The sequence below is a fragment of the Micromonospora carbonacea genome (assembly GCF_014205165.1).
In the GTDB taxonomy this organism is placed as follows: Bacteria; Actinomycetota; Actinomycetes; order Mycobacteriales; family Micromonosporaceae; genus Micromonospora; species Micromonospora carbonacea.
In genome coordinates, this window is record NZ_JACHMZ010000001.1 from 7,371,613 (window position 1) to 7,390,624 (window position 19,012).

Below are 19,012 nucleotides of genomic sequence, written 5' to 3' on the forward strand. Positions count from 1 at the left end.
GCTGCCGGTGGCTCGATGAGGGCTTTCCGGGTAACAGGCTGAGCACCGTAGGGTCGCGGGCGATCGTCGGTCGAGTGGACACGGACCTGTGGTGGTGCAACGAAAGAGCGCAGAACCCCGGCGGCCGATGGCGACCCAGGACGCCGGCCGCATCCGGCCGATGGCTTCGGTCAGGCCCGCTTGCGCCTCGCGATCTCGTCGGAGAGCTGCCGCACGAGGGCAGGGTCCGCGTCCCGGGCGAGGGCGACGTAGTGGTCCATGACGGCCGGCCGGTAGCGCACGGGCAACGTCTGTCCTGGGGCGAGTCGGGTCAGCTCGGTGATCGTGAGGTCTTCGTCTGCGATACCGCGGAACGAGATGCCCTCGGCGGTCTCCACGTCGAACATCAGGACCACGCGAGGATTGCTGTTCACCTCCCGCCAGTCGACGAGAACGCCGAGCGCGAGCGCCCCCGTGCGCAGTTCCGCGTTGCGCTTCCGGGCATCACTGCTCAGGAGCGGGTTCGGGGCGACGCCCGGGAAGTCGGGCCCGACGCCGAGCGATTCCCGACTCAGGTCGGGCCTGAGCTGCGCCATCAGATCGTTGAGCTTCTTCTTCGAACCGAACACCCTGCCCCCTCCCGCACACCGCTGCCGGAGTCTCGGCTTGGTGCTTCACCCTCATCGCGATGATACGTCGCCGGCCATTCCCTTCCGGCCCGGCCGTCCCGTCGGTTCTGGTCGCCAGGCGGGGCGAAGCGTCCTCCGGGCAGGCGGCAGGTCTCCGGATAGCCGTTGGCCCGCTCGACCAGATCTTTGGGCGTTCAGGTTGGACGGCCGGCAGCGGGTAGGTCGGACCCTGGCGGAGCGACGCGAGCGCTCAGCCGTGCCTGCGCTCCAGATCCGCTCGGCACCAATATCGAAAAATAGATGTGCGACAGTTGATCTGGGAAGATCTCAGCGTTACCGGACGGGTGCTCGATGACCGAAAGGAATGCCGTGCTGCGTCGAATCCTAGCCGTTCTTGCCCTGGCGGCCGTCTCGCTCATCATCGCCCCAGCATCAATTCCCGCCAATGCGAATCCGGTGTCGGAAAAGATCGCCCTGAATGGGAATTCCGCGCCGGGGGCCTTCGGCCTCGACGGGACCTGGTCCTGCTACGTCCCGAGCGGCTACACCTGGGACCAGGTGGAGCCCACCGGCACCTGCGGATCGCTCTCGTACCGCTACCGGCTGCGGACCCCGGTCAGCGGCCTGTGGGCCTGCGCGATCCCGTTTGGCTGGACGTACGACTCGGTCCGGTCCACGAGTGTCTGTGGCTCGACGAGCCCTTACCAGTATCGCCTACTGGGCTGACCGCCCTCGGTCCGCGCGGCCGATCGCGCCGCGGCTCGGGCTTCCCGTGCTGCCGTTCGTCGCGGAAGTTTCGGTCTTCCAACACCTGGGTGTGGTTGCCGCCGTCGTGGGCGTCGGGGCTACCGGACGAGCAACGGGAGCGCGGCGAAGGTGTGGTCCTGCCACAGTCGCCGTGAGGTTTCCTCCGGGTACGCGACGACCACCGGCTGTTCGTCGAAGATCCGCGTGCTGCGACCGGCGTCGTACGACGGCCAGCCGGGGCCGCCGTTCGCGGCGAACGCCGTCCACGCCCCGCGAATCTGCCCGGACAGTTCCTGCGCCGCCGGGGTGGGCGGATCACCGATCAGCATCGCGGGTTGCCCGCTGGTCAGGTTGCCGAAGACCAACGGCACGTCCAGGCCGTGACAGGCGCCCAGGGTGCCGCCCAGGCCCGGCGCCGGCCAGGTCAGCTCGTAGAGGTAGGCCCGGCCGCCAGCGGCGAGTTGCGCGTCGGCCAGGTGCAGGCTCGGCATCCGGAACAGCCAGTCCGCGTTGACCAGCTCGTACAGTTGCTCATCGGTCGCATCGGGGAACGCCTCCCGGTATCGGCTGGAGCCGTCCGGGCCCGGTGCCAACATCCGCAGCGCGGTCTCGGCCTGCTCCGGCGTGACCTGGCCGAGTACGCCGTCGAGCAGGCTGAACAGCCGGTGCTCGTCCCGGGTGTGTCCGACGAGCAGCGCGACGTCCCGCGCGGCGCCGTCGGCAAGCGCCCGCCAGGGGGTCGCCGGCAGCACGTCGCCGTCGACGACCGGCGCGAACGGGATCGGCCGGTGGGTGATCCGCCCCCAACGCTCCCGCCACTGGACGATCCTGGCCGAGATCGCCTGGCCCACGGCCGGCAGCCGGTCCGGCGCCACCGTCGACAGGTCGGCCAGGGTCGGTCGTACCCCCAGCTCGGCGGCGCAGGCGGCGGTGACGTCGGCGGCCAGCTCGGGCGAGAAGAACGTACCCGGGATGCTCTGCGCGACCGCGCGCCGGAACAGTCCGGCGGCGCGCGGCATGGCCAGCAGCGCGGCGACCGAGCCGCCGCCGGCCGACTGCCCGAAGACCGTCACCCGCTCCGGGTCACCACCGAAGGCACGGATGTTGTCCCGCACCCACTCCAGGGCCGCGACCTGGTCGAGCAGCCCCCGGTTGGCCGGGGCCCCGTCGACCATCCCGAAACCCTCGAAACCGAGGCGGTAGTTGAGCGTCACCACCACGGTTCCGCTGCGGGCGAGCTGCCCGCCGTCGTACTCCGCAAGGCCGGAACAGCCGACGAGGTAACCACCACCGGGGATCCACACCATGACCGGCAACCGCGCCGCCGGGTCGGGGTCCGGCGTCCAGACGTTGAGCGTCAGCCAGTCGTCGCCGACGCCCTGCGGGGACATCCCGAACGCGCCGGGCTGCGGGGGCGGCGGACCGTAGGCGACCGCCGGACGCACGCCCTCCCAGCCGCGCCCCGGCCGCGGCGCGGCGAACCGGAGGCCGCCAACCGGAGGCTCGGCGTACGGGATGCCGCGAAACACGGCGAGGCCCGCCTCCCGGCCGCCACGCAGGACACCGACCACGGTACGCACTTCCGGCTCGGACTCCGACTGCATGCTGGCGCCTCCCCGCTCCCGGTCGGCCGCAGCATCCCAGCGCCCGCCGAGCACCGGCAAACCATTTAGGGCCTTCGTTGCCCGGCGCCAGATCATGAGGGGTCTGGACCGAGGAACGCGGGTAGGGCCCTTCTTGCTGCCTGGCCTGTCAATGCTGGCGCTGCCGCTCGGGGTTCTCCCGAGCGCCGACGTCCGGGCTGGCGTTGAGGCCGTCGGCGATCCGGTTTGGGAGAGGATAGCCGTGCTCGACGGACAGCGCGCGTTCCTGGCCCGGTTTGGTGGCCCAGCCGCAGCGGTACGTCATCCGACCGTTCCACCCGGATTCCGCATCAACGAGCACGCTCATCCGACAGGCTTTCCGACTCGCTTTCTCGAACCGCTCTCCTCGCGCCTTTCCGCTCAGGCGGTCGTGTCCTGGGCCAGTGCGTCGAAGGCCGTCGTGGCTTCCCGGTCCAGCTCGATCCGGGCGACCGCCATGTTGTCGGCCAGGTGCGCGAGGTTGCGGGTGCCGGGGATCAGCAGTGTGGCCGAGCTGTGCCCGAGCAGCCACGCCAGGCCGGCCTGAGCCGGGGTGATGGCGAGGCGTCGGGCGTGCGCGGTGACGACCGGGTTGTCGGTGACGTTGGGCAGCCAGTCGAAGGCCGATCCGAGCGGGCAGTACGGCACCCAGGCGACGCCCTGCTCGGCGCATTCGGTCAGCACGTCCTCCTGGCCACGGGTGAGGACGTTGTACAGGTTCTGCACGCAGACGATGCCGGCCGGAAGAGCCTGCCGCAGTTGTACGAGGCTGACGTGGCTCAGGCCGATGCCGCCGATCTTGCCCTCGTCGCGTAGGGCGATCAGCTCGGCGAGCTGGCTGTCCAGGTCGACCACCTGGTCGCCGGTGACGGTGATGCCCGGCGGCACGTCGGCCCGGCGAAGATTGACCACGGCGAGGTGTTCGGTGCCGAGGGTGCGCAGGTTCTCCTCGACCGACGCCCGTAGCTGCGCCGGCTTCTGGGCGGCGACCAGTCGCTCGGTCGGGTGGGACACCGCGCCGACCTTGGTGACGATCCGCAGGCTTCCGGTGTACGGATGCAGAGCGGTCCTGATCAGTTCGTTGACTGTGCCGTAGAACTGGGCCGTGTCGATGTGGTCGACGCCGAGTTCGACCGCGCGGCGCAGCACCGTGACGGCATCCGCGGGGTCGGCGTGTTCCAGCTGCATGGCGCCGAAGCCGACCCGCAGGACCTCGTGATCGCCCAGCTTTCCGTGCGCGTACCCCTGCGATGTGGTCATGGTCGTGGACCTCCAGATACGATGACCGCAAGCGGAACCGGTTCCGTTTGTCTCAGCTCGACCCTAGCAGAAGCGGAAGCGGTTCCGCTTAAGAGGTGATCATGGTTTCCGAGATCGAGCGACGCCCCGGCGCGCGCAGGGACGCCCAGCGCAACCGGCAGCGCATCATCGAGGCCGCCAAGCGCGCCCTCACCACCGGTCCGGACCCTGTCAAGATCGAGACCATCGCCCGTGAGGCGGGAGTCGGCGTCGGGACGCTCTACCGCAACTTCCCGTCCCGCGAGGCCCTGGTCGAGGAGGTCTACCGCAGCGAACTCACCCACCTCTGCGCCGTCGCCACGCAACTGGTGGCCGACCACCCGCCAGCCGATGCCATGCGCGAATGGATGCGCTGCTACCAGGACTTCGTCGCCACCAAACACGGCATGGCCGAGGCCCTACGCGCGGTGATCGCCAGCGGTGCGATCAGCTCCGGCCAGACCCGCGAACACCTCGACGGCGCCATCGCCACCATCCTCGACGCCGGCCGGACCGACGGCAGCCTGCGTGCCGACGTCCAACCGGCCGACGTGTCCGCCAGCATGGCCGGCATCATGCTGACCGCCGCCGACATCGACCAGGCCAGCCGGATGCTGCAACTGCTCGTCGACGGCCTGCTCGCCCGCGACGCCTCCTGAAGGGCCCCTCGTCGCCGCGTCCGCTCTCGATGTTCGGGTCCGCGCCGGCGGCGACCAGGATCCGTACGGCCGTCCGCTTGTCGTGCAGCGGGGCCAGGTAGCGGGGTGTGGTCCCCTACGAGCGGGTCGGCGTGAGGTGCGTGGAGCTTCGGGCAGCCGCCCGGAGCAGCAACGCGCCCGCGCAGCCGATGACGACCCAGGTCACCAACTGGAGCGTCCAGAACGCGCCGTCGGCCAGCTCGGTGGCCGGAGTGACAAGATTGGAGGAGGTGAACACCAGAGTGGTGTTCATCAGCGCGTGGGCCCACGCTGCCGGCCAGACCGATGCCGACAACGCCCGCGCCGCGCTCAGCACGAGCGCTGCGAACAGCAGGTTGACCGTGGTGGCGACGACCTCCCGCCCCGCCATCGCTCCGTCGAGGTGGTATCCGAGCAGCAACGGCAGGTGCCACAGCGCCCACAGGCCGCCGATCGAGGCGCTCGCGCGAACCAGCCCGTACCGGGCCAGGCTCGTGTGCAGCGCGCCGCGCCATCCGATCTCCTCACCCGTGACCGTCAGCATGCCCACCAGGGCCAACGGCAGCACCAGCGGCACCAGGCGCAGCGCCTCCCCGCTCGGCTGCCAGGCGACGACGCCCAGCGCCAGGGCCAGCAGGGTGATCACCGCCGGGATGGCCACGAACACCGCGAGCATCAGCGCGCCGGTGCGCAGCACACGTCCGGTGCGCAGCGGACGGACCGCCGACCAGGTCAGGAAGGACGTGCGGCGACCGGTGCCCAGGTGTGCCACGAACGCCGACAAGGCCGGCGCCCAGGACAGGAGGGGGACGGTGGCATTGAAGGTGTCGGCGTCCGCGCCGCCGGCGAACAGCGGCACGAGGACGACCGCCGTGACGACGGTCAACGTCCCGACGAACCACGCCAGGACCCGTCGCGGGTCGCGGGCCGTGGACGAGGTCGCCTCGGTCGTGCCGGGGACGGTGTCCCCGGAGGTGCGGCTCCGCGGTGCGGTCATGGTGCTGGTCTCCTCGCCGGGTCACGGTGACCCTCGCCGTCGAGCCTCGCAGTGGGGAACCGTCCGCCGCCTCACCCCGGCTGGCGGGTGGCCCTCACCCCGCGGGGTGAGGGGGACCGGCTAGACCGTTCTCGTAGGCGAAGATCACGACGTGTACCCGGTCACGCAGGTCGAGCTTGGTCAGGACCGCGCGTACGTGTGTCTTGACGGTGTTCTGCGTCAGGTGCAGCTGCGCGCCGATCTCGCCGTTCGACCGCCCCGCAGCGATCAGGTCGAACACCTCCCGTTCGCGGGGGGACAGCTGCGCGACCGCTTGGGGCCGGGGCTCTGCCGTCCGCCGCACGTGCTCCACCAGGGAAGCCGCCGCCGCGGGCGCCAGGGCTGAGTTGCCGGCGGCCACGTCGCAGATCGCGTCGATGAGCACCGCAGGGCGGGCATCCTTCGTCAGGTATCCGCTGGCCCCGGCGCGCAGCGCGGCCAGGACCAGCTCGTCCAGGTCGAACGTCGTCAGGGCCAGCACGCGGGTGCGCGGGCTGAGGCGCACGACCTGCGCGGTGGCGGCGATGCCGTCCAGCACCGGCATGCGGATGTCCATCAGCACCACGTCGACTGAGCGTTGCTGCACCGCCGTGACGGCGGCACGGCCGTCGGCGACTGTGCCGACCACCTCGATCCGCTCGTCGGCTCCCAGCACCGTGGCGAGCGACACGCGCAACAGGGCCTGGTCGTCGGCGAGCAGCACCCGCACCGGCGGCGTCACGCCGCACCCACCGTCGGCAGCCGCGCGCAGAGCGTCCAGCCCCGCCCGCGCACGACTGCGAACTCACCGCCCGCGGCCTCGACCCGCCTCGCCGCCCCCGCCAGCCCGGAGCCGGTGCCCGGAGACCCCCCTGGGTCGCCTGCCGCGCGTGGTCCCGAACCGCCGTCGTCCTGCACGCGCACCTGCACCACGTCGCGACCCCCGCCCTCGTCCAGCTCGACATCCCAGTCCACGTCCACCGCCACGCTCAGCGGCGGTTCGACATGCCGCAGCGCGTTGGTGATGCCCTCCTGCACCAGCCGCACCAGCGCCGACTCGGCATCGGCCGGCATGGCGCGCCGGTCCCCGCGCTGGGTCAGGGTCACCCGGTGCATCGCTGTCGTCGCCGCCGCGACGAGCGCCGGCAGCCCGTCGAGGGACGGGACGACGTCACCCGCCGCGCTGGGGGCAGCATCGAGCACCCGCAGCATCCCGCGCAGACCCAACAGCGCCGCGCGAGCCGTGTCCGCCACCTGAGCCAGAGCCCGCTCGGTTTCGCGCTCGGCAGTGCCGACCCGCGCTGCCTCCGCCTGTGCCACGACCAGGGTGAGCGAGTGCGCGATGACGTCGTGCAGGTCCCGACGGATCTCCGCGCGCTCGGTGCGCCGGGCGGCGGCAAGTCGCTGTGACGCCTGGATCACCGCGCGTCGTCGTTGTGCCCGGACGACGCGGGCGAAAACCCACACTCCGACGACCACGGCCAGGAGCAGGGTCGCCTCCAGCACCGGCATCCACACCGGCAGCCGCGCGTCGGCCGGCTCGCGGAGCGTCGAGGCCGTCCCGGTGAGCGCCACGCCCGCCACCGCGGTCGCCAGCGCCGGGACCACCCACCGGTCCGGCCCCACCGCTACCAGCCGCCACAAGACGAGCAGGAAGCACAGGGACGACGGGGTCAGCACCCCGCTGGACCAGCCCGGCATCGGCACGAGCGCCAGGACCACCATGGCAAGAGCCGCCGCCACGAACGCCCTGACAGGCTGCGGAGCCGCCCGCCACGCCGTGATGTGCAGCACCGTCGCCGCCACTCCCACCGCCACGAGCTGCACCGTGTCCGCCCCGCTGAGCGCCATGGCCACGAGCAGGGCCAACGTCCCGGGCGGAAGGACGGTCGCGGACAGCAGCACGAGCAGCCGCCACGCGTAGTCGTCGCCGGATGGCCGGATCTGCATGACGCGATTGTCTCCCAGGCCAGAGGCCGTCACCCCGGTGCCGGGTCGGCCGCCGGGCTTCAGCCTGAATGCGCTTCACGAGGCGTATTCGTCCGAGATCTCGGTGGCGTAGTTCTTCCACAGCGGTGTCATGGTTTCGGCGTTGACGGGCTGCCCGGAATCGATCATGGCCTTGAAGTCGCGGAAGTACTGCACGTACAGGTCCGGCGTGAACGTGTTCAGCATGACCGCGTTCTCGTCGCCGACGTTGGCGAACGTGTGCGGCGCGCCGGTCGGCACGATGACCCAGGTGCCCGGCCCGGCGTCGTACTGGTCCTCGCCGACGGTGAACCGGAACGTTCCCGCCAGCACGTAGAAGCCCTCGTCGTGCTGGGCGTGGCGGTGCTGCAACGGGCTCGGGGTGCCCGGTGGAATGGTGACCTCGGCGAACCCCAGCCGGTGGTCGGTGTGCTCGCCGTTCTCCAGGATGCGGATCTGCTGCGCCCCGCTGCCGAGGATCTCGCCCTCACCGGGGCGGACGATGTTCACCTTCGCCACGACGTTCTCCCAATCTATTGCCGGCCTTGGTGACCACCATCCTGTTCCGGGCCGGCTGCGCGCGTCCTGGTCGTCCGTGCACGGTTGTTGGCTGTCAGCGCACGGGCGTTGTAGCCGTACGTCGCCTTGAAGAGCTTGCTGAAATGGGCGGGATCGGAGAATCCCCACCGGGCGGCCACGGCGGTGACCGTACGTCCGCCTCCGGTCAGCTCTGCCCGGCAGCGTTCCAGGCGGCGACGGCGGATCAGGGCCGCGACGGTGAGCGGCTGGTCCTCGAACAGCTTGTGCAGCCGGCGTACGGAGATGTGGTGGGCGGCGGCGATGCCGGGTGGGGACAGACCGGGATCGGCCAGGCGGGCCTCGATGTAGCCGGCGATCCGGTTCCGCAGCCGCTCGTCGGGGGCCGGTTGTTCGTCGCCCAGCCTGGCCTCCAGCGCGACCGCGATCAACTCGATGACGGCCGCCGCCGACCGCAGCGCCTCCGCCTCGCGGAACTCGGCCGCCGACCGCGCCGACTCCCGGGCCAGCACGGAGACGAGCGCGCCCGGACCGTGGCTGCCGTCGATGCGTACGCCGATGAGCCGGTCGATCTGCGCGGGCCGCATCCGGAGCTCCCGGCGCGGAACCAGGACGGTGACGTGCGTCGCCGCGGTGCTCTCGAACCGGAGAGGACGCGTGGGGTCGAGCAGCACCAGGTCGGTCGGCCCGAGTTCGGCGTCGCCGCGCCCCTGCTCGATCCGCGTCCGGCCCCGGGTCATCACCTTGACCGCGAGGTGGTCGCCGTCGGAGGCGTCGCGCTTCCGCCCGACGCAGGCGCTCGCGGGCGTGTCGAGGGAGACCAACCGCAGCGGCCCGAGGTCACGGGTGGCGATCCGGCCCCGGAAGCCGGCCCCGGCCAGCCTGTTGACCAGCGGCGGAAACCCGCAGGCGGCCAACTCGTCCTGGAGCGTCTCAAGGTTGCCGATCACCGGTCAACGGTAACGGCGGCCCTGCCGCTCGGACATGTGTGCGGCCGGGGTTGCAGCGGCACTGCCCGGGGTCCGTCCTCCCGGCGATGATGCCGGATGCCGTCTGCTCCGGTGCCCGGATGCGCTTCGGGCCGTCACGGTCGCCCCGGCCCTACCGGGTGTACTCGGCGTGCAGTTCGGCGTAGGGGCGGCGGTCGTCGGGGTGGCGTCGGATCCTGCCCATGCTGATCTCGGCGCAGCAGTGCGTCTCAGGGTCGTGGGCGCGGTGTGCCGGGCACTCCTCGGCCAGGGCGCGGACCTCGTCGGCCTGCCGCTCGAACGCCTCGCGGCTGCCGGTGAGCACCAGCGTGTCGGCGGCGACGTCCCACCGCAGGTGGTCACGGAACTCCCGGTGCCAGGTCTTCAGGTGGTCGCCGGCAGGCCGTGCCGGCCAGGCTCGGCCGGGTAGCACGACGGTGTGCGGCCTGCCGGCCCCGAGCCGGGAGCGGACCTGCTTCCAGCGTGACGGCGGGAACGCGAGCCGGTGGTGCAGCAGCACCATGTCGAGCGGGCGTCCCCAGGCGTGGTCGGTCGGCAGCTCCGCGCGACGCAGTGGGAGGTAGATGATCGTTCGTGGTGACCGGGCGGCCAGGCCCCATGCCAGGGCGAACGTCGCCGCGGTCTCCTTGTCGAGGCAGAACTGCGCGCCGAGGCGGCCCTCGTAGAGGCCGGCGAACCTCGGCGGCCCGGCGGGCCGCAGCACCCGGTACCGGTGGTGTCCGAGCTGCACCGTGCTGATCGTCACCGGCCATCTGCGGCCGCCCAGCCGTTGAGTCACTCCAGCCGCATCCTCTCGACCAACCGTCGACCCGCCTTCCCGTGCGGGCATTGTCGCCCCGGCCTGCGCGACGTGGCGACGGACTTTCCGGCGGACGCTGGGCGCGGCCGGAGAACGGCCACAGAAGTTGCGACCCACCGAAGCATCGACTACCCTCGATGACAGTGGAGCAATTGGTGCAAGTCCTCACTTTCCGACACCACGAACGCGTGGCCCGACGCGTACTCCTACCCCGGCAGTCGTCAGTGGACCATCCGCGCGTCTTCGCTCAGCTTGAACCCGCCCGACCCGGGTTCGTCATCCGTCCGCGCCACCGCAGCCGAAGGCGCGGCATCGAGACCGATCGCGAGCAGAGGAAGGTACTGGGATGCTGAATCAGCCCGTTCCACCGACCGTTCGGCGGGTGCCACGCGCCCTGGTGGCGGTCGGCCTCCTGGCAGCGGTTCTGGGCACGGCCCCGGCTCCGGCCGCGGCGAGCCCGGGCCCCGCCGCGCTTAGCACGGCGGCCGCTGCCGACTGCCCGTTCGTCAACACGCTGTGCCTGTTCGAGGGCACCAACTTCACCGGCGCGCGTCTCACCCTGAGCTCTCTGGTGTCGCCCGGCACCTGCGTGAGTCTGGTGGACGCCGGTTGGGGAGACCGCGCGCGTTCCGCGATCAACACCAACAGCCGGAGCGCTGCGATGTTCATGAACGACGACTGTGTCGGTGGGGCCTTCGAAGTCCCGGGCAACAGCTCCCTGTCGGACTTCGGGGGGTTCGCGCCCGAAAGCGCCTGGGTGCCCCGGTAAGGCAGATGCCGGGTGACACGTGACCGCGTGTCACCCGGTTCCTCCGGCCCGGAGATGTCCGGTGTCCGGCCCGGGCCGGACCGACGAAGGTGGGGCGCAGACCATCAGGCCCGCACCCCACCCGGGGCGGCGACGACCCGCGCTACCCCTCCTGCCCGTTCTCCAGCAGGTACTGCACCCCGCCGAGGTCGGCCCGCGCGGTGCCGTCGGCGTCCGGCCCGAACTGGGTCACGTTGAGCGTGGCCCCCTTGGCGAGGGCGGCGTCGGCCGAGAAGGCCAGTGAGAACTCGAGGCGCTCACCGGGCTTCAGGACCAGCCCGTTGATGCTGGCCTTCGCCGGATCCACGATCTCCAACTCGGTCTGGCCGACCTGGCGTACTCCCGTGCCGACCTTGCCGGTGGCCTGCCAGCGCTCGAACAGGGTCTGGCCGAGGTCGACGAAGACCCGGGCACCCCGGACCGGCTCCGCCGGCTGGGTGAAGACCACGTCGTTCTTGGTCTCCAGGGCGGTCACGTTGCCGATGGCGAACGGCCGGACGACCCGCGGCCCGCCCGGCGTCAGCCGGACCGAGGTGACGTTGCGCCAGGCGATGTTGTTGTTGTGCAGGGTGTTGACGCTGTTGCTCGGACCCTCGAACGTCATCGGGTCGGTCGGCGACACCCAGCGCGCCAGCAGGCAGAAGTGGCCCGGTCCGGGCACCCCCGTCCACGGGATCGTCACCGTGGTGACGCCCGGATAGACGGTCACGCTGGCCGCGCCGATCTGGGTCCAGTGCGTCGGCCAGGTGGCGCCGCCGCCCGGGGTCGTCCGGTAGATCCGCAGCACCCCGTTGTCGATGCCCGAGCCGTACGGCCCGTTGTTGCGCAGCTTCACGAAGAGGTAGTTGGTGACCCCGACGATCGGGTTCTGGCTGACGGCGCATTCCACCGCAGTGGGGCAGACCTTGATGTCGGGGCTGGCCCACAGCGGGCTGTACGAGTGTGGCTGGACGCCGGTGTCGGCGGTGACGTCCTTGATGTAGACGTCGGTGCGGGCCGCCGCGGCGGCCTTCTCCTGCGGTGCCTCGCCGGGTGCTGCGGCGGCTGCGGTGACCGCCAGCAGGCCGGCCAGCGCCGCGCCCGTGAGTACGGCCAGCGTCGAGCGACGGAAACGCTTCCCTACCTTGCCCATGACAGGTTCTCTCCCATCGACGGGGACGCCGGAGCCGGCGTGTTCCGATGCCGCGTCGGCTCGATGACACCGGGGAAGAGTTGCGACCGGGCCGGGAAATACCGTCGGCGGACCCGGCCTCAGATGGCACCAGGACGGGCAAAAGAGGCACCGATCAGAGCCACGTTGCGGGGTGGGCACGTGCGCCCTAGCGGGTGCGGTGCAGATGTACGCGAGTCGATGTTCGGGGGATGTCGTGCGCGCGGTGGGCGCTGTCGTTGTCGCCTGCCTCACCTTGGCCGTCGCCCCGGCCGGGGCGGCCGGCAGGGCGACCCTCGCATGGCGGGACTGCCCAGGCGTCGATGACCCGCGCCTGCGCTGCGCCACCGTCCGGTGCCGCTCGACCATGCGCGACCGGCCGGCCCCACGATCGACGATCCCCGCATCAACCTGCGCCCCGTCGCCGCCGGCGACGGAGCGACCATCCTGCCCCTGACCCGCAGGCCCGGAGGCATCCAGGCATACAAGTTCGTCCTGCCGGCCGGCGACGACGAACGCGTACCCGACCTGCGCACCCATGAGGGCTACGACTGGGTGTACGTCCTCAACGGCAGCCTTCGTCTGGTTCTCGGCGACGAGGACCTCATCCTGCGACCCGGGGAGGCCGCCGAGTTCAACACCCGTACCCCGCACTGGTTCGGCGCCACCAGCTCCGGGCCCGTCGAGTTCCTCAGCCTGGTCGGCAGACAGGGCGAACGCGCACACGTCCGCGCCACCCCGAAGCCGGAAGCGCGCGGCTAGCCGACAACCTCGACGCGCCCGTAGTGGTCCGAGGACAACCCGCCTCGGGCGGTCGCGGTGTCAGGGGGCGGGGTTTCCGCTGCGGGGGCCGCCCGCCGGCTGCGCCCCACGCCTCACGTGTCGATGAAGACGGGGTCGCCGACGTCGACGTGGCCGGGCTCGACGGTCGAGCCGTAGACGCCGAGGCACACCGTGCGGTGGTGGGCGACGGCGCGCAGGACGGCCGGATCGCGCAATGCGGTCGTGGGGTCGACGTCGACCACGCCGCATCGCTTGTCGCGCGCGTCGACGCGCATCCGCATGCGGCCCACCCGCAGGACGTGGCCCACCCAGGCGTCCTCGGGAAAGGCGGCCGGGCCGACCGCCTCGATCAGAAGGTTGGGACGAAAGCGTCGGGCGTCGAGTTCCGCGCCGATCAGTTCGCCGATGCCGGCGACGCTCTGCGTCGTGATCACCGACAACGGCATGGCGTCGAAGATCCCGCGATCCAGCTTGATCACCCGTAGTCCGCCGCCCAACTCGCTGGCCAGAGCGGGATCGACGACGTCGAACGCCTGACCCGATGGGGAGCACACCATGGTGCGGGACGCGTCGGGCCGGTCGGGCTTCGCGAACCAGGGGCGATAGTGGACCATGTCCGGCCGCCGCGAGATCGACAGCCAGGGCGTCCCGCTGCGCGCCTGGCCGTCGCGGATGAACGCCCAACGACGATCGCCGGCCAGGCCGTGCCAGGAGACGTCGACCGCACCTAGTTCCTCTGCGGCCATGGACTTGACCGGATAACGCCACAGCGCCGCCACCCGGCCCACCAGCCGAGCATTCTCGCCGAACGGCCTGTCCGATGCTGGACGGGGAATCGCCATGACCACCTCCCGGATCGGAGGCGCCCTTGCTTCGACACCGAGATGGAGCGTGGCGGACCGGGTCCGTCGCAGCGCCTCTCCAACCGGCCCTGCCGGCGGGCGGCACGACGGCCGGACCGGCAGGCAGGCGACCACCGTCGCACAACCGGCGCGCGCATGGCAACAGCCGCGACCGTGCCGACGCCGCGGTATCGGGGGCGGCGTGGCCGTACCGCCGGAACAGGGCGTCGTCCGACCGGACGTGACATGCGTGGTGCCGGTGCGCGACGACACCGGTGGCGGCCCGGGGCGGCCCCGGCGACGGTCAGAGCAGTCGCGCGAGTCGGTTCTTCTTCGTGTTCTCCCGGACGATCCAGGCCACGTCGCGGTCGTCGACTGCCGCCAGCGCCTGGAAGCGCGGCAGGCCGGCCGCCGGATCGGCGGCCACCGCGACACTCCAGCAGTAGCCCAACGCCTGACGCAGCGCGCGGACGCCGTCGGCACGCCGCTGCTCGGCCGAGAGGTCGGCCAGCCCCCTGGTCGCCCGTTCGCACAGCGCGACGGCGCGGGCGGCGGCGTCCGGGGCGGTCAGCAGGCGCGGCTCGCACACGCCCGCGACCGCCGCCCGCCGGAGCAACGGGTGCGGGCGCGCGGCCCAGGCCGTCGCGAGTGCGAGCAGGCGCGGCAGGTCGGCGTCACCGAGACGCTGCAACGCCAGGGCCACCGCCTCGCGCACCCGCCAACGGGCGTCGGTGGCGTGGTCGCGTAGGCGCGCCTCGACGGCCGCGCGGGTCCGCGCGTCCGCGGCGGTGGCCAACAGCCGGCCGAGACCGAGCACCCCGCAGAACACCAGGTACTCGTCGTCCGTGGAGATCAACCGATCGAACGAGGCCGGCTCGCCCTCGTCGGCGACGGCCTCGGCGAGCGCGATGTTGGCGCGTGGGCCGGGCAGCCCCGAGTGCTCCCGGAGGAAGTCCGGCCAGCGCGCCGGATCGAACCTGCGCAGCTCGGCCCGGTACTGAGCACGCCGGTCCACCACGGCAGCGTACCCCGGGTGACGGCCACGCCGGGCCGGTCCGGGCGGATCCCGGGGCGATCCGGTCCCCGCGTACCGGCACCGTGGCGGCGCGCAGTGGTGCGGCGCGGCGCCGCCCCGGCGGTCCCAGGTCGGGCGGTGTGCCGGCGGCGTGATTTCGGTGCGATCAAACGAATCGGTAAACTCCGATTACAGTGGCGGCGGCCACGTGACCGTGGTGGTGAGGAAGGGCGGCGATGGAACGGCCGGAGTGGGCGCCAGCAGATGTTGATCTCAGCCGGCCGAGCGTGGCGCGAGCCTACGACTACTGGCTCGGCGGCTCGCACAACTTCGAGGTCGACCGGGAGTTCGCCCGCCAGGCGCTCGCGGCGGTGCCGGACCTTCGCCTGGTCGCGCGCGCCAACCGCGAGTTCCTGCATCGCGCGGTGCGGTTCATGCTCGACGAGGGGATCCGGCAGTTCCTGGACATCGGGTCCGGCATCCCGACGGTGGGCAACGTGCACGAGATCGCCCAGGAGGTCGATCCGGACACCCGGGTGGTCTATGTGGACATCGATCCGGTGGCGGTGACGCACAGCACGCACATCCTCGCCGGCCAGCCCAACGCGATCGCGCTGCTCGAAGACCTGCGCCGCCCGGAGGCCATCCTGGGCCACCCGGAGGTCCGCCGGCTGCTGGATCTCGACCGGCCGGTCGGCCTGCTGCTCGTCTCGGTCGTGCACGCCGTCCCCGACCACGACGACCCGTACGGGCTGATCAAGCGGCTGTGGACGGCGCTGGCCCCGGGGAGCTGCGTGGCGATCAGCCACGTCACCACCGACAGCCGGCCGGACGAGATGGGCGAGGGCACCCGGCTCAGCGGCCGGACGAACACGCCGGTCACCGCCCGCACCCGCGCTCAGGTGGAGGACTTCTTCGCCGGCCTGGAACTGGTGGAACCCGGCGTGGTGTGGTCCCCGCTGTGGCGTCCCGAGTCGCGGACGGATGTCGGGGAGCACCCGGAGCGGATGAGTTTCTACGTCGGAGTCGGACGCCGCGGGTGAGCGGTCGGTCCGCCGCCGACGGCCTCGACGACGGGCGTCGCCCCGGCATCGAGGAGTTCGTCACGGCGTGGACTGCGGCCCTGCACCGGGCCCACTACGTGCCGATCAGCGCCGGGCGGCGGCGTCGCATCGTGACCGGGCTGGCGGACCGTCTGGTCAGTGCGGTGCTCGCCGATCCGGCCGAGCCCGGCGACGGCCGGCGGATCGGCGAGGATCTGGTGGCGGCCGGCTTCGGGTCGCCGGAAGCGCTCGGTCGAACGATCGCGGTCGTCGGCTCGCGGTTCCTGGGCGAGCTGGGCCTCGCCGCCGACCCCACCCGCGCCGCCCGGCTGACCGGCCTGCTGGCCGAGCTCGCGGCGGGCTTCGCGTCGGCCGCGCACGACCGCATCCTGAGAGCCCAGGACACGGTCCGGCTGGCCGCGCTGGCCGCCCGCAACCAGGCCGAGGAGGCGCTCAGGGTCAGCGAGGCCAGGTTCCGCCGCTTCGCCACCCACGACCAGTTGACCGGGCTGCCCAACCTGACGTTGTTCACCGAGCGGTTGGGCCGGCTGTCCGCCGCCGACGAGCCGATCGACCGGGTCGGTGTCTGCTGCCTCGACGTCGACGACTTCGCGGCGGTCAACGACGTGCTCGGGCATCAGGTGGGCGACCTGCTGCTCCGCGAGATCGCCGGTCGGCTCGGCGCGCTCACCGACCGGCGGATCGACCTGGTGGCGCGCCTGGACAGCGACCGGTTCGCGATCCTGGTCCGCGACACCACCTGCGCCGAGGACACCGTCAAGATCGCCGATCAGGCGCTCGCCGCGCTCGCCGCCCCGTTCCGCGTCGACGGCACCGAGGTGCCCCTGACGGCGAGTGCGGGAGTGGCCGAGGGCGCCGTCGCCGACGGTGGCGCCGCGGCCCTGATGCGCGCCAGCGAGATCGCGCTGCACTGGGCCAAGGCCGACGGGAAGGCCACCCTGCGCCAGTTCGACCAGGATCGCAGCAATGCCGACGCCGCGCGTTACCGCCTGTCGGCGGCCATGCCGGCGGCGCTGCGCCGGGGCGAGTTCGTGGCCGCCTACCAGCCCATCTCCGCCTTGCGGTCCGGGCGGCTGGCCGGGGTGGAAGCCCTGGCCCGTTGGCAGCATCCCCAGCTCGGCCTGCTGAGCGCCGCCCGGTTCATCGAGCTCGCCGAACGCACCGGCGTCGTGGTGGCGCTCGGTGCCCAGCTGCTGGAGCAGGCGTGCCGACAGGCCAGCCGATGGCAGCGGATCCAACCCGGCCTGTACGTGAGCGTGAACGTGTCGGTGCGCCAGCTCCGCCAGAACGGCCTGGCCGGGGCGGTGGCGCAGATCCTCGACCGGACGGGGCTGCCGCCGCACCTGCTCCAGCTCGAAGTCACCGAGCAGGCCGTGATCGATCTGACCGGCGTGGTGACGGAGACCCTGGCGGCGCTGATGAAGATCGGGGTCCGGATCGTCATCGACGACTTCGGCATCGGCTATGCCAACCTGGCCAATCTCCGCTCCCTCCCCCTGCACGGCCTCAAACTCGACGCGAGCCTGACCCGTTCGTCGGCGCAGCCGGCCAGGCGGCCGGGGGCCCGCCGCCCCGGCACGGACGACGAGTTCCTCAGCACCGTCGTGTCGCTCGGGCACAAGCTCGGCCTCGTCGTGACCGCGGAGGGCATCGAGACCGCCCAGCAGGCCGACCGGCTGGCCGCGACCGGGTGCGACAACGGGCAGGGCTGGCACTTCGGCCGCCCGGTGCCGCCCGACGAGATCACCGCCGGGATCGTGGCCCAGCAGCACCGCGACGCCGTGTCACCACCCGATTCCGGGCAGCCGGGGCTCCCGGCCCGGCGGCGCTGACGCCGCCACCGGGCGCAGGCCCGACCGGGCCGCCGCCGATCGGGCCGGGCTGCCGCCTCAGGCCGTGACGCAGGGGACGCCGTTGAGGGCGAAGCCGGTCGGCGGCGCGTTGCTGACGCCCCACCTTCCCTGGATGCCGAAGGTCGCGGAGCCGTTCGCCGCCAGCGCGCGGTTCCAGTCGACGTTACGCGCCGTCGCCGTGGTGTCGCTCTGGCTGACCGTGGCGTTCCAGGCGGAGGTGACCTGCTGGTCGCCCCGGAAGCTGAAGGTCAGCACCCAGCCGTCGATCGGGGCCGCGCCGGTGTTCTGGACGGTCACCGCGGCGACGAATCCGTCCTGCCACTCGGACTGGTTCTGGTAGGTCACGCGGCAGGTCGACGGTGGCGGGGTGGGTGGGGTGGGCGGGGTCGGCACGGTGGGCGGGGTGACGGTGTTGGACGCGATCGACAGGTTGCCCACCGCGTCCCGGGCCCGCACGTAGTAGAGGTTGCGCAGCGGAGGCGTCGACGACGGGAGCGCAATCGTGTGCGTCGTCGTCGTGACGGTGGCGATCACGACGGAGGTGAACCAGCCGTCGAAGCGGTAGACGTTGTAGCCGCGCACGCCGACGTCGTCCGTCGACGGCGACCAGGACAGGGCGGCGGTCGACTCGGTCACGTCGCCCATGGTCAGGTTCTGCGGCGCGCTCGGCGGGGTGGTGTCCGGGCCGGTGTCGGTCACCGGGGTGACCACGGTCACGGGCTCCGACGAGTTGGAGCGGTGCCCGAAGCCGTCCTTGGCGGAGACCCGGAACTGGTACTGCCGGCCGGGCCCGATGTAGTTGCTGATCGTGGTGGTGGTGACGTTGCCGACGCTGGCGGAGAAGACGACGTCGTCGAAGGCCATGTAGTAGGTGATGTCGTAGCCGGTGACGGGGCAGCAGCCGGGCGTCGACGCCGTCCAGGTGAGGGTGACCGACCCTGTCCGGACGTCGGTGGCGGTGACGTTCGTGGGCGTACTCGGCGGAAACGGCGAGGGGTTCGGCGCGGTGGGCCCGGTCGGCGCCGGGGACGTGGTCGCGGCGGCCCCCGTGATCGACGCCGAGGCCGCGCCGGGCGCGGGGGCGGGGCGGGCGACGGGTGCCGTCGCGGTGCGCGCTGCGGTGCCGGCATCGGCGGCCGGTGCGGTGACCAGCCCGACGCCGAGCATCGTGACCGACGAGACGACGGCGGCCAGCAGGCCGGACCGTACGCGGCGACGCCGCGAGTGCGAGTGGACGCCTACCATGCGTCAAAGATG

General features: G+C 72.1%; 19 protein-coding genes and 1 pseudogene. 6 read left to right on the forward strand and 14 right to left on the reverse strand.

Annotated features, from left to right (window positions below; all coding sequences use genetic code 11):
• Positions 1 to 170 precede the first annotated feature (170 nt).
• Entirely contained in the window at positions 171 to 608 is a 438-nt protein-coding gene (locus tag HDA31_RS31085; RefSeq protein ID WP_178066818.1) for a hypothetical protein, read from the reverse strand.
• 351 nt (positions 609 to 959) lie between these two features.
• Here HDA31_RS31085 and HDA31_RS31090 point away from each other — a divergent pair, with 351 nt between their 5' ends.
• Positions 960 to 1,334 (forward strand): hypothetical protein, encoded by a 375-nt coding sequence (locus HDA31_RS31090; RefSeq protein WP_178066817.1) that lies wholly within the window; start codon positions 960 to 962, stop codon positions 1,332 to 1,334.
• 119 nt (positions 1,335 to 1,453) lie between these two features.
• Here the strand turns inward: HDA31_RS31090 and HDA31_RS31095 are convergent, their stop codons facing one another.
• From HDA31_RS31095 to HDA31_RS31105, 3 genes are all read right to left on the reverse strand, one after another.
• Positions 1,454 to 2,959, reverse strand: coding sequence for a carboxylesterase/lipase family protein (locus HDA31_RS31095; RefSeq protein WP_178066816.1), 1,506 nt, complete (start codon positions 2,957 to 2,959; stop codon positions 1,454 to 1,456).
• A gap of 148 nt (positions 2,960 to 3,107) precedes the next feature.
• Positions 3,108 to 3,305 (reverse strand): hypothetical protein, encoded by a 198-nt coding sequence (locus HDA31_RS31100; protein ID WP_178066815.1) that lies wholly within the window; start codon positions 3,303 to 3,305, stop codon positions 3,108 to 3,110.
• A gap of 53 nt (positions 3,306 to 3,358) precedes the next feature.
• Positions 3,359 to 4,237, reverse strand: a complete 879-nt coding sequence (locus HDA31_RS31105) for an aldo/keto reductase (protein ID WP_178066814.1) — start codon at positions 4,235 to 4,237, stop codon at positions 3,359 to 3,361.
• Positions 4,238 to 4,338: 101 nt separating this feature from the next.
• Between HDA31_RS31105 and HDA31_RS31110 the strand changes: the two genes are divergently transcribed.
• The gene (locus HDA31_RS31110; RefSeq protein WP_178067928.1) at positions 4,339 to 4,914 is read left to right on the forward strand and encodes a TetR/AcrR family transcriptional regulator; all 576 of its coding nucleotides are present in this window, start codon (positions 4,339 to 4,341) and stop codon (positions 4,912 to 4,914) included.
• A 115-nt stretch (positions 4,915 to 5,029) separates the two neighbouring features.
• Here HDA31_RS31110 and HDA31_RS31115 read toward each other — a convergent pair whose 3' ends face one another.
• The 6 genes from HDA31_RS31115 to HDA31_RS31140 all read right to left on the reverse strand — a co-directional run bounded on the left by HDA31_RS31115 (position 5,030) and on the right by HDA31_RS31140 (position 10,186).
• Entirely contained in the window at positions 5,030 to 5,929 is a 900-nt protein-coding gene (locus HDA31_RS31115) for a CPBP family intramembrane glutamic endopeptidase (RefSeq protein WP_178066813.1), read from the reverse strand.
• Positions 5,930 to 6,023: 94 nt separating this feature from the next.
• Positions 6,024 to 6,689 carry a response regulator transcription factor gene (locus HDA31_RS31120; protein WP_178066812.1) on the reverse strand — a complete coding sequence of 222 codons (666 nt, stop codon included), beginning with the start codon at positions 6,687 to 6,689 and terminating at the stop codon, positions 6,024 to 6,026.
• Positions 6,686 to 7,897 carry a sensor histidine kinase gene (locus tag HDA31_RS31125; protein ID WP_178066811.1) on the reverse strand — a complete coding sequence of 404 codons (1,212 nt, stop codon included), beginning with the start codon at positions 7,895 to 7,897 and terminating at the stop codon, positions 6,686 to 6,688. Before HDA31_RS31125 ends, HDA31_RS31120 begins: the two co-directional genes overlap by 4 nt.
• A 75-nt stretch (positions 7,898 to 7,972) precedes the next feature.
• Entirely contained in the window at positions 7,973 to 8,434 is a 462-nt protein-coding gene (locus tag HDA31_RS31130) for a cupin domain-containing protein (protein WP_178066810.1), read from the reverse strand.
• A 14-nt stretch (positions 8,435 to 8,448) separates the two neighbouring features.
• Positions 8,449 to 9,402, reverse strand: a complete 954-nt coding sequence (locus HDA31_RS31135; RefSeq protein WP_178066809.1) for an AraC-like ligand-binding domain-containing protein — start codon at positions 9,400 to 9,402, stop codon at positions 8,449 to 8,451.
• Positions 9,403 to 9,553: 151 nt separating this feature from the next.
• Positions 9,554 to 10,186: a hypothetical protein gene (locus HDA31_RS31140; RefSeq protein WP_178066808.1), complete on the reverse strand. Its 633-nt coding sequence runs from the start codon at positions 10,184 to 10,186 to the stop codon at positions 9,554 to 9,556.
• Positions 10,187 to 10,586: 400 nt separating this feature from the next.
• Between HDA31_RS31140 and HDA31_RS31145 the strand changes: the two genes are divergently transcribed.
• Positions 10,587 to 11,009: a peptidase inhibitor family I36 protein gene (locus HDA31_RS31145; protein WP_178066807.1), complete on the forward strand. Its 423-nt coding sequence runs from the start codon at positions 10,587 to 10,589 to the stop codon at positions 11,007 to 11,009.
• A gap of 142 nt (positions 11,010 to 11,151) precedes the next feature.
• On the opposite strand, the gene HDA31_RS31150 is transcribed toward HDA31_RS31145, so the two are convergent.
• Positions 11,152 to 12,180 carry a hypothetical protein gene (locus HDA31_RS31150; protein WP_178066806.1) on the reverse strand — a complete coding sequence of 343 codons (1,029 nt, stop codon included), beginning with the start codon at positions 12,178 to 12,180 and terminating at the stop codon, positions 11,152 to 11,154.
• A gap of 351 nt (positions 12,181 to 12,531) precedes the next feature.
• On the opposite strand from HDA31_RS31150, the pseudogene HDA31_RS31155 reads away from it, so the two are divergent.
• Positions 12,532 to 12,960, forward strand: a pseudogene (locus HDA31_RS31155) (cupin domain-containing protein); the annotation flags it as partial.
• A 113-nt stretch (positions 12,961 to 13,073) separates the two neighbouring features.
• On the opposite strand, the gene HDA31_RS31160 reads toward HDA31_RS31155, so the two are convergent.
• Both HDA31_RS31160 and HDA31_RS31165 read right to left on the reverse strand, forming a co-directional pair.
• A complete protein-coding gene (locus tag HDA31_RS31160; RefSeq protein WP_178066805.1) occupies positions 13,074 to 13,823 on the reverse strand; it encodes an MOSC domain-containing protein in 750 nt (249 codons plus the stop codon).
• 304 nt (positions 13,824 to 14,127) lie between these two features.
• Positions 14,128 to 14,838, reverse strand: a complete 711-nt coding sequence (locus HDA31_RS31165; protein ID WP_178066804.1) for a HEAT repeat domain-containing protein — start codon at positions 14,836 to 14,838, stop codon at positions 14,128 to 14,130.
• 236 nt (positions 14,839 to 15,074) lie between these two features.
• Between HDA31_RS31165 and HDA31_RS31170 the strand changes: the two genes are divergently transcribed.
• Positions 15,075 to 15,881, forward strand: a complete 807-nt coding sequence (locus HDA31_RS31170; RefSeq protein ID WP_178066803.1) for an SAM-dependent methyltransferase — start codon at positions 15,075 to 15,077, stop codon at positions 15,879 to 15,881.
• Positions 15,878 to 17,734, forward strand: a complete 1,857-nt coding sequence (locus HDA31_RS31175; protein ID WP_178066802.1) for a putative bifunctional diguanylate cyclase/phosphodiesterase — start codon at positions 15,878 to 15,880, stop codon at positions 17,732 to 17,734. Before HDA31_RS31170 ends, HDA31_RS31175 begins: the two co-directional genes overlap by 4 nt.
• A 57-nt stretch (positions 17,735 to 17,791) precedes the next feature.
• On the opposite strand, the gene HDA31_RS31180 is transcribed toward HDA31_RS31175, so the two are convergent.
• On the reverse strand, positions 17,792 to 19,000 hold the full coding sequence (locus tag HDA31_RS31180) for a cellulose binding domain-containing protein (RefSeq protein WP_178066801.1): 1,209 nt from the start codon (positions 18,998 to 19,000) through the stop codon (positions 17,792 to 17,794).
• Positions 19,001 to 19,012 lie beyond the last annotated feature (12 nt).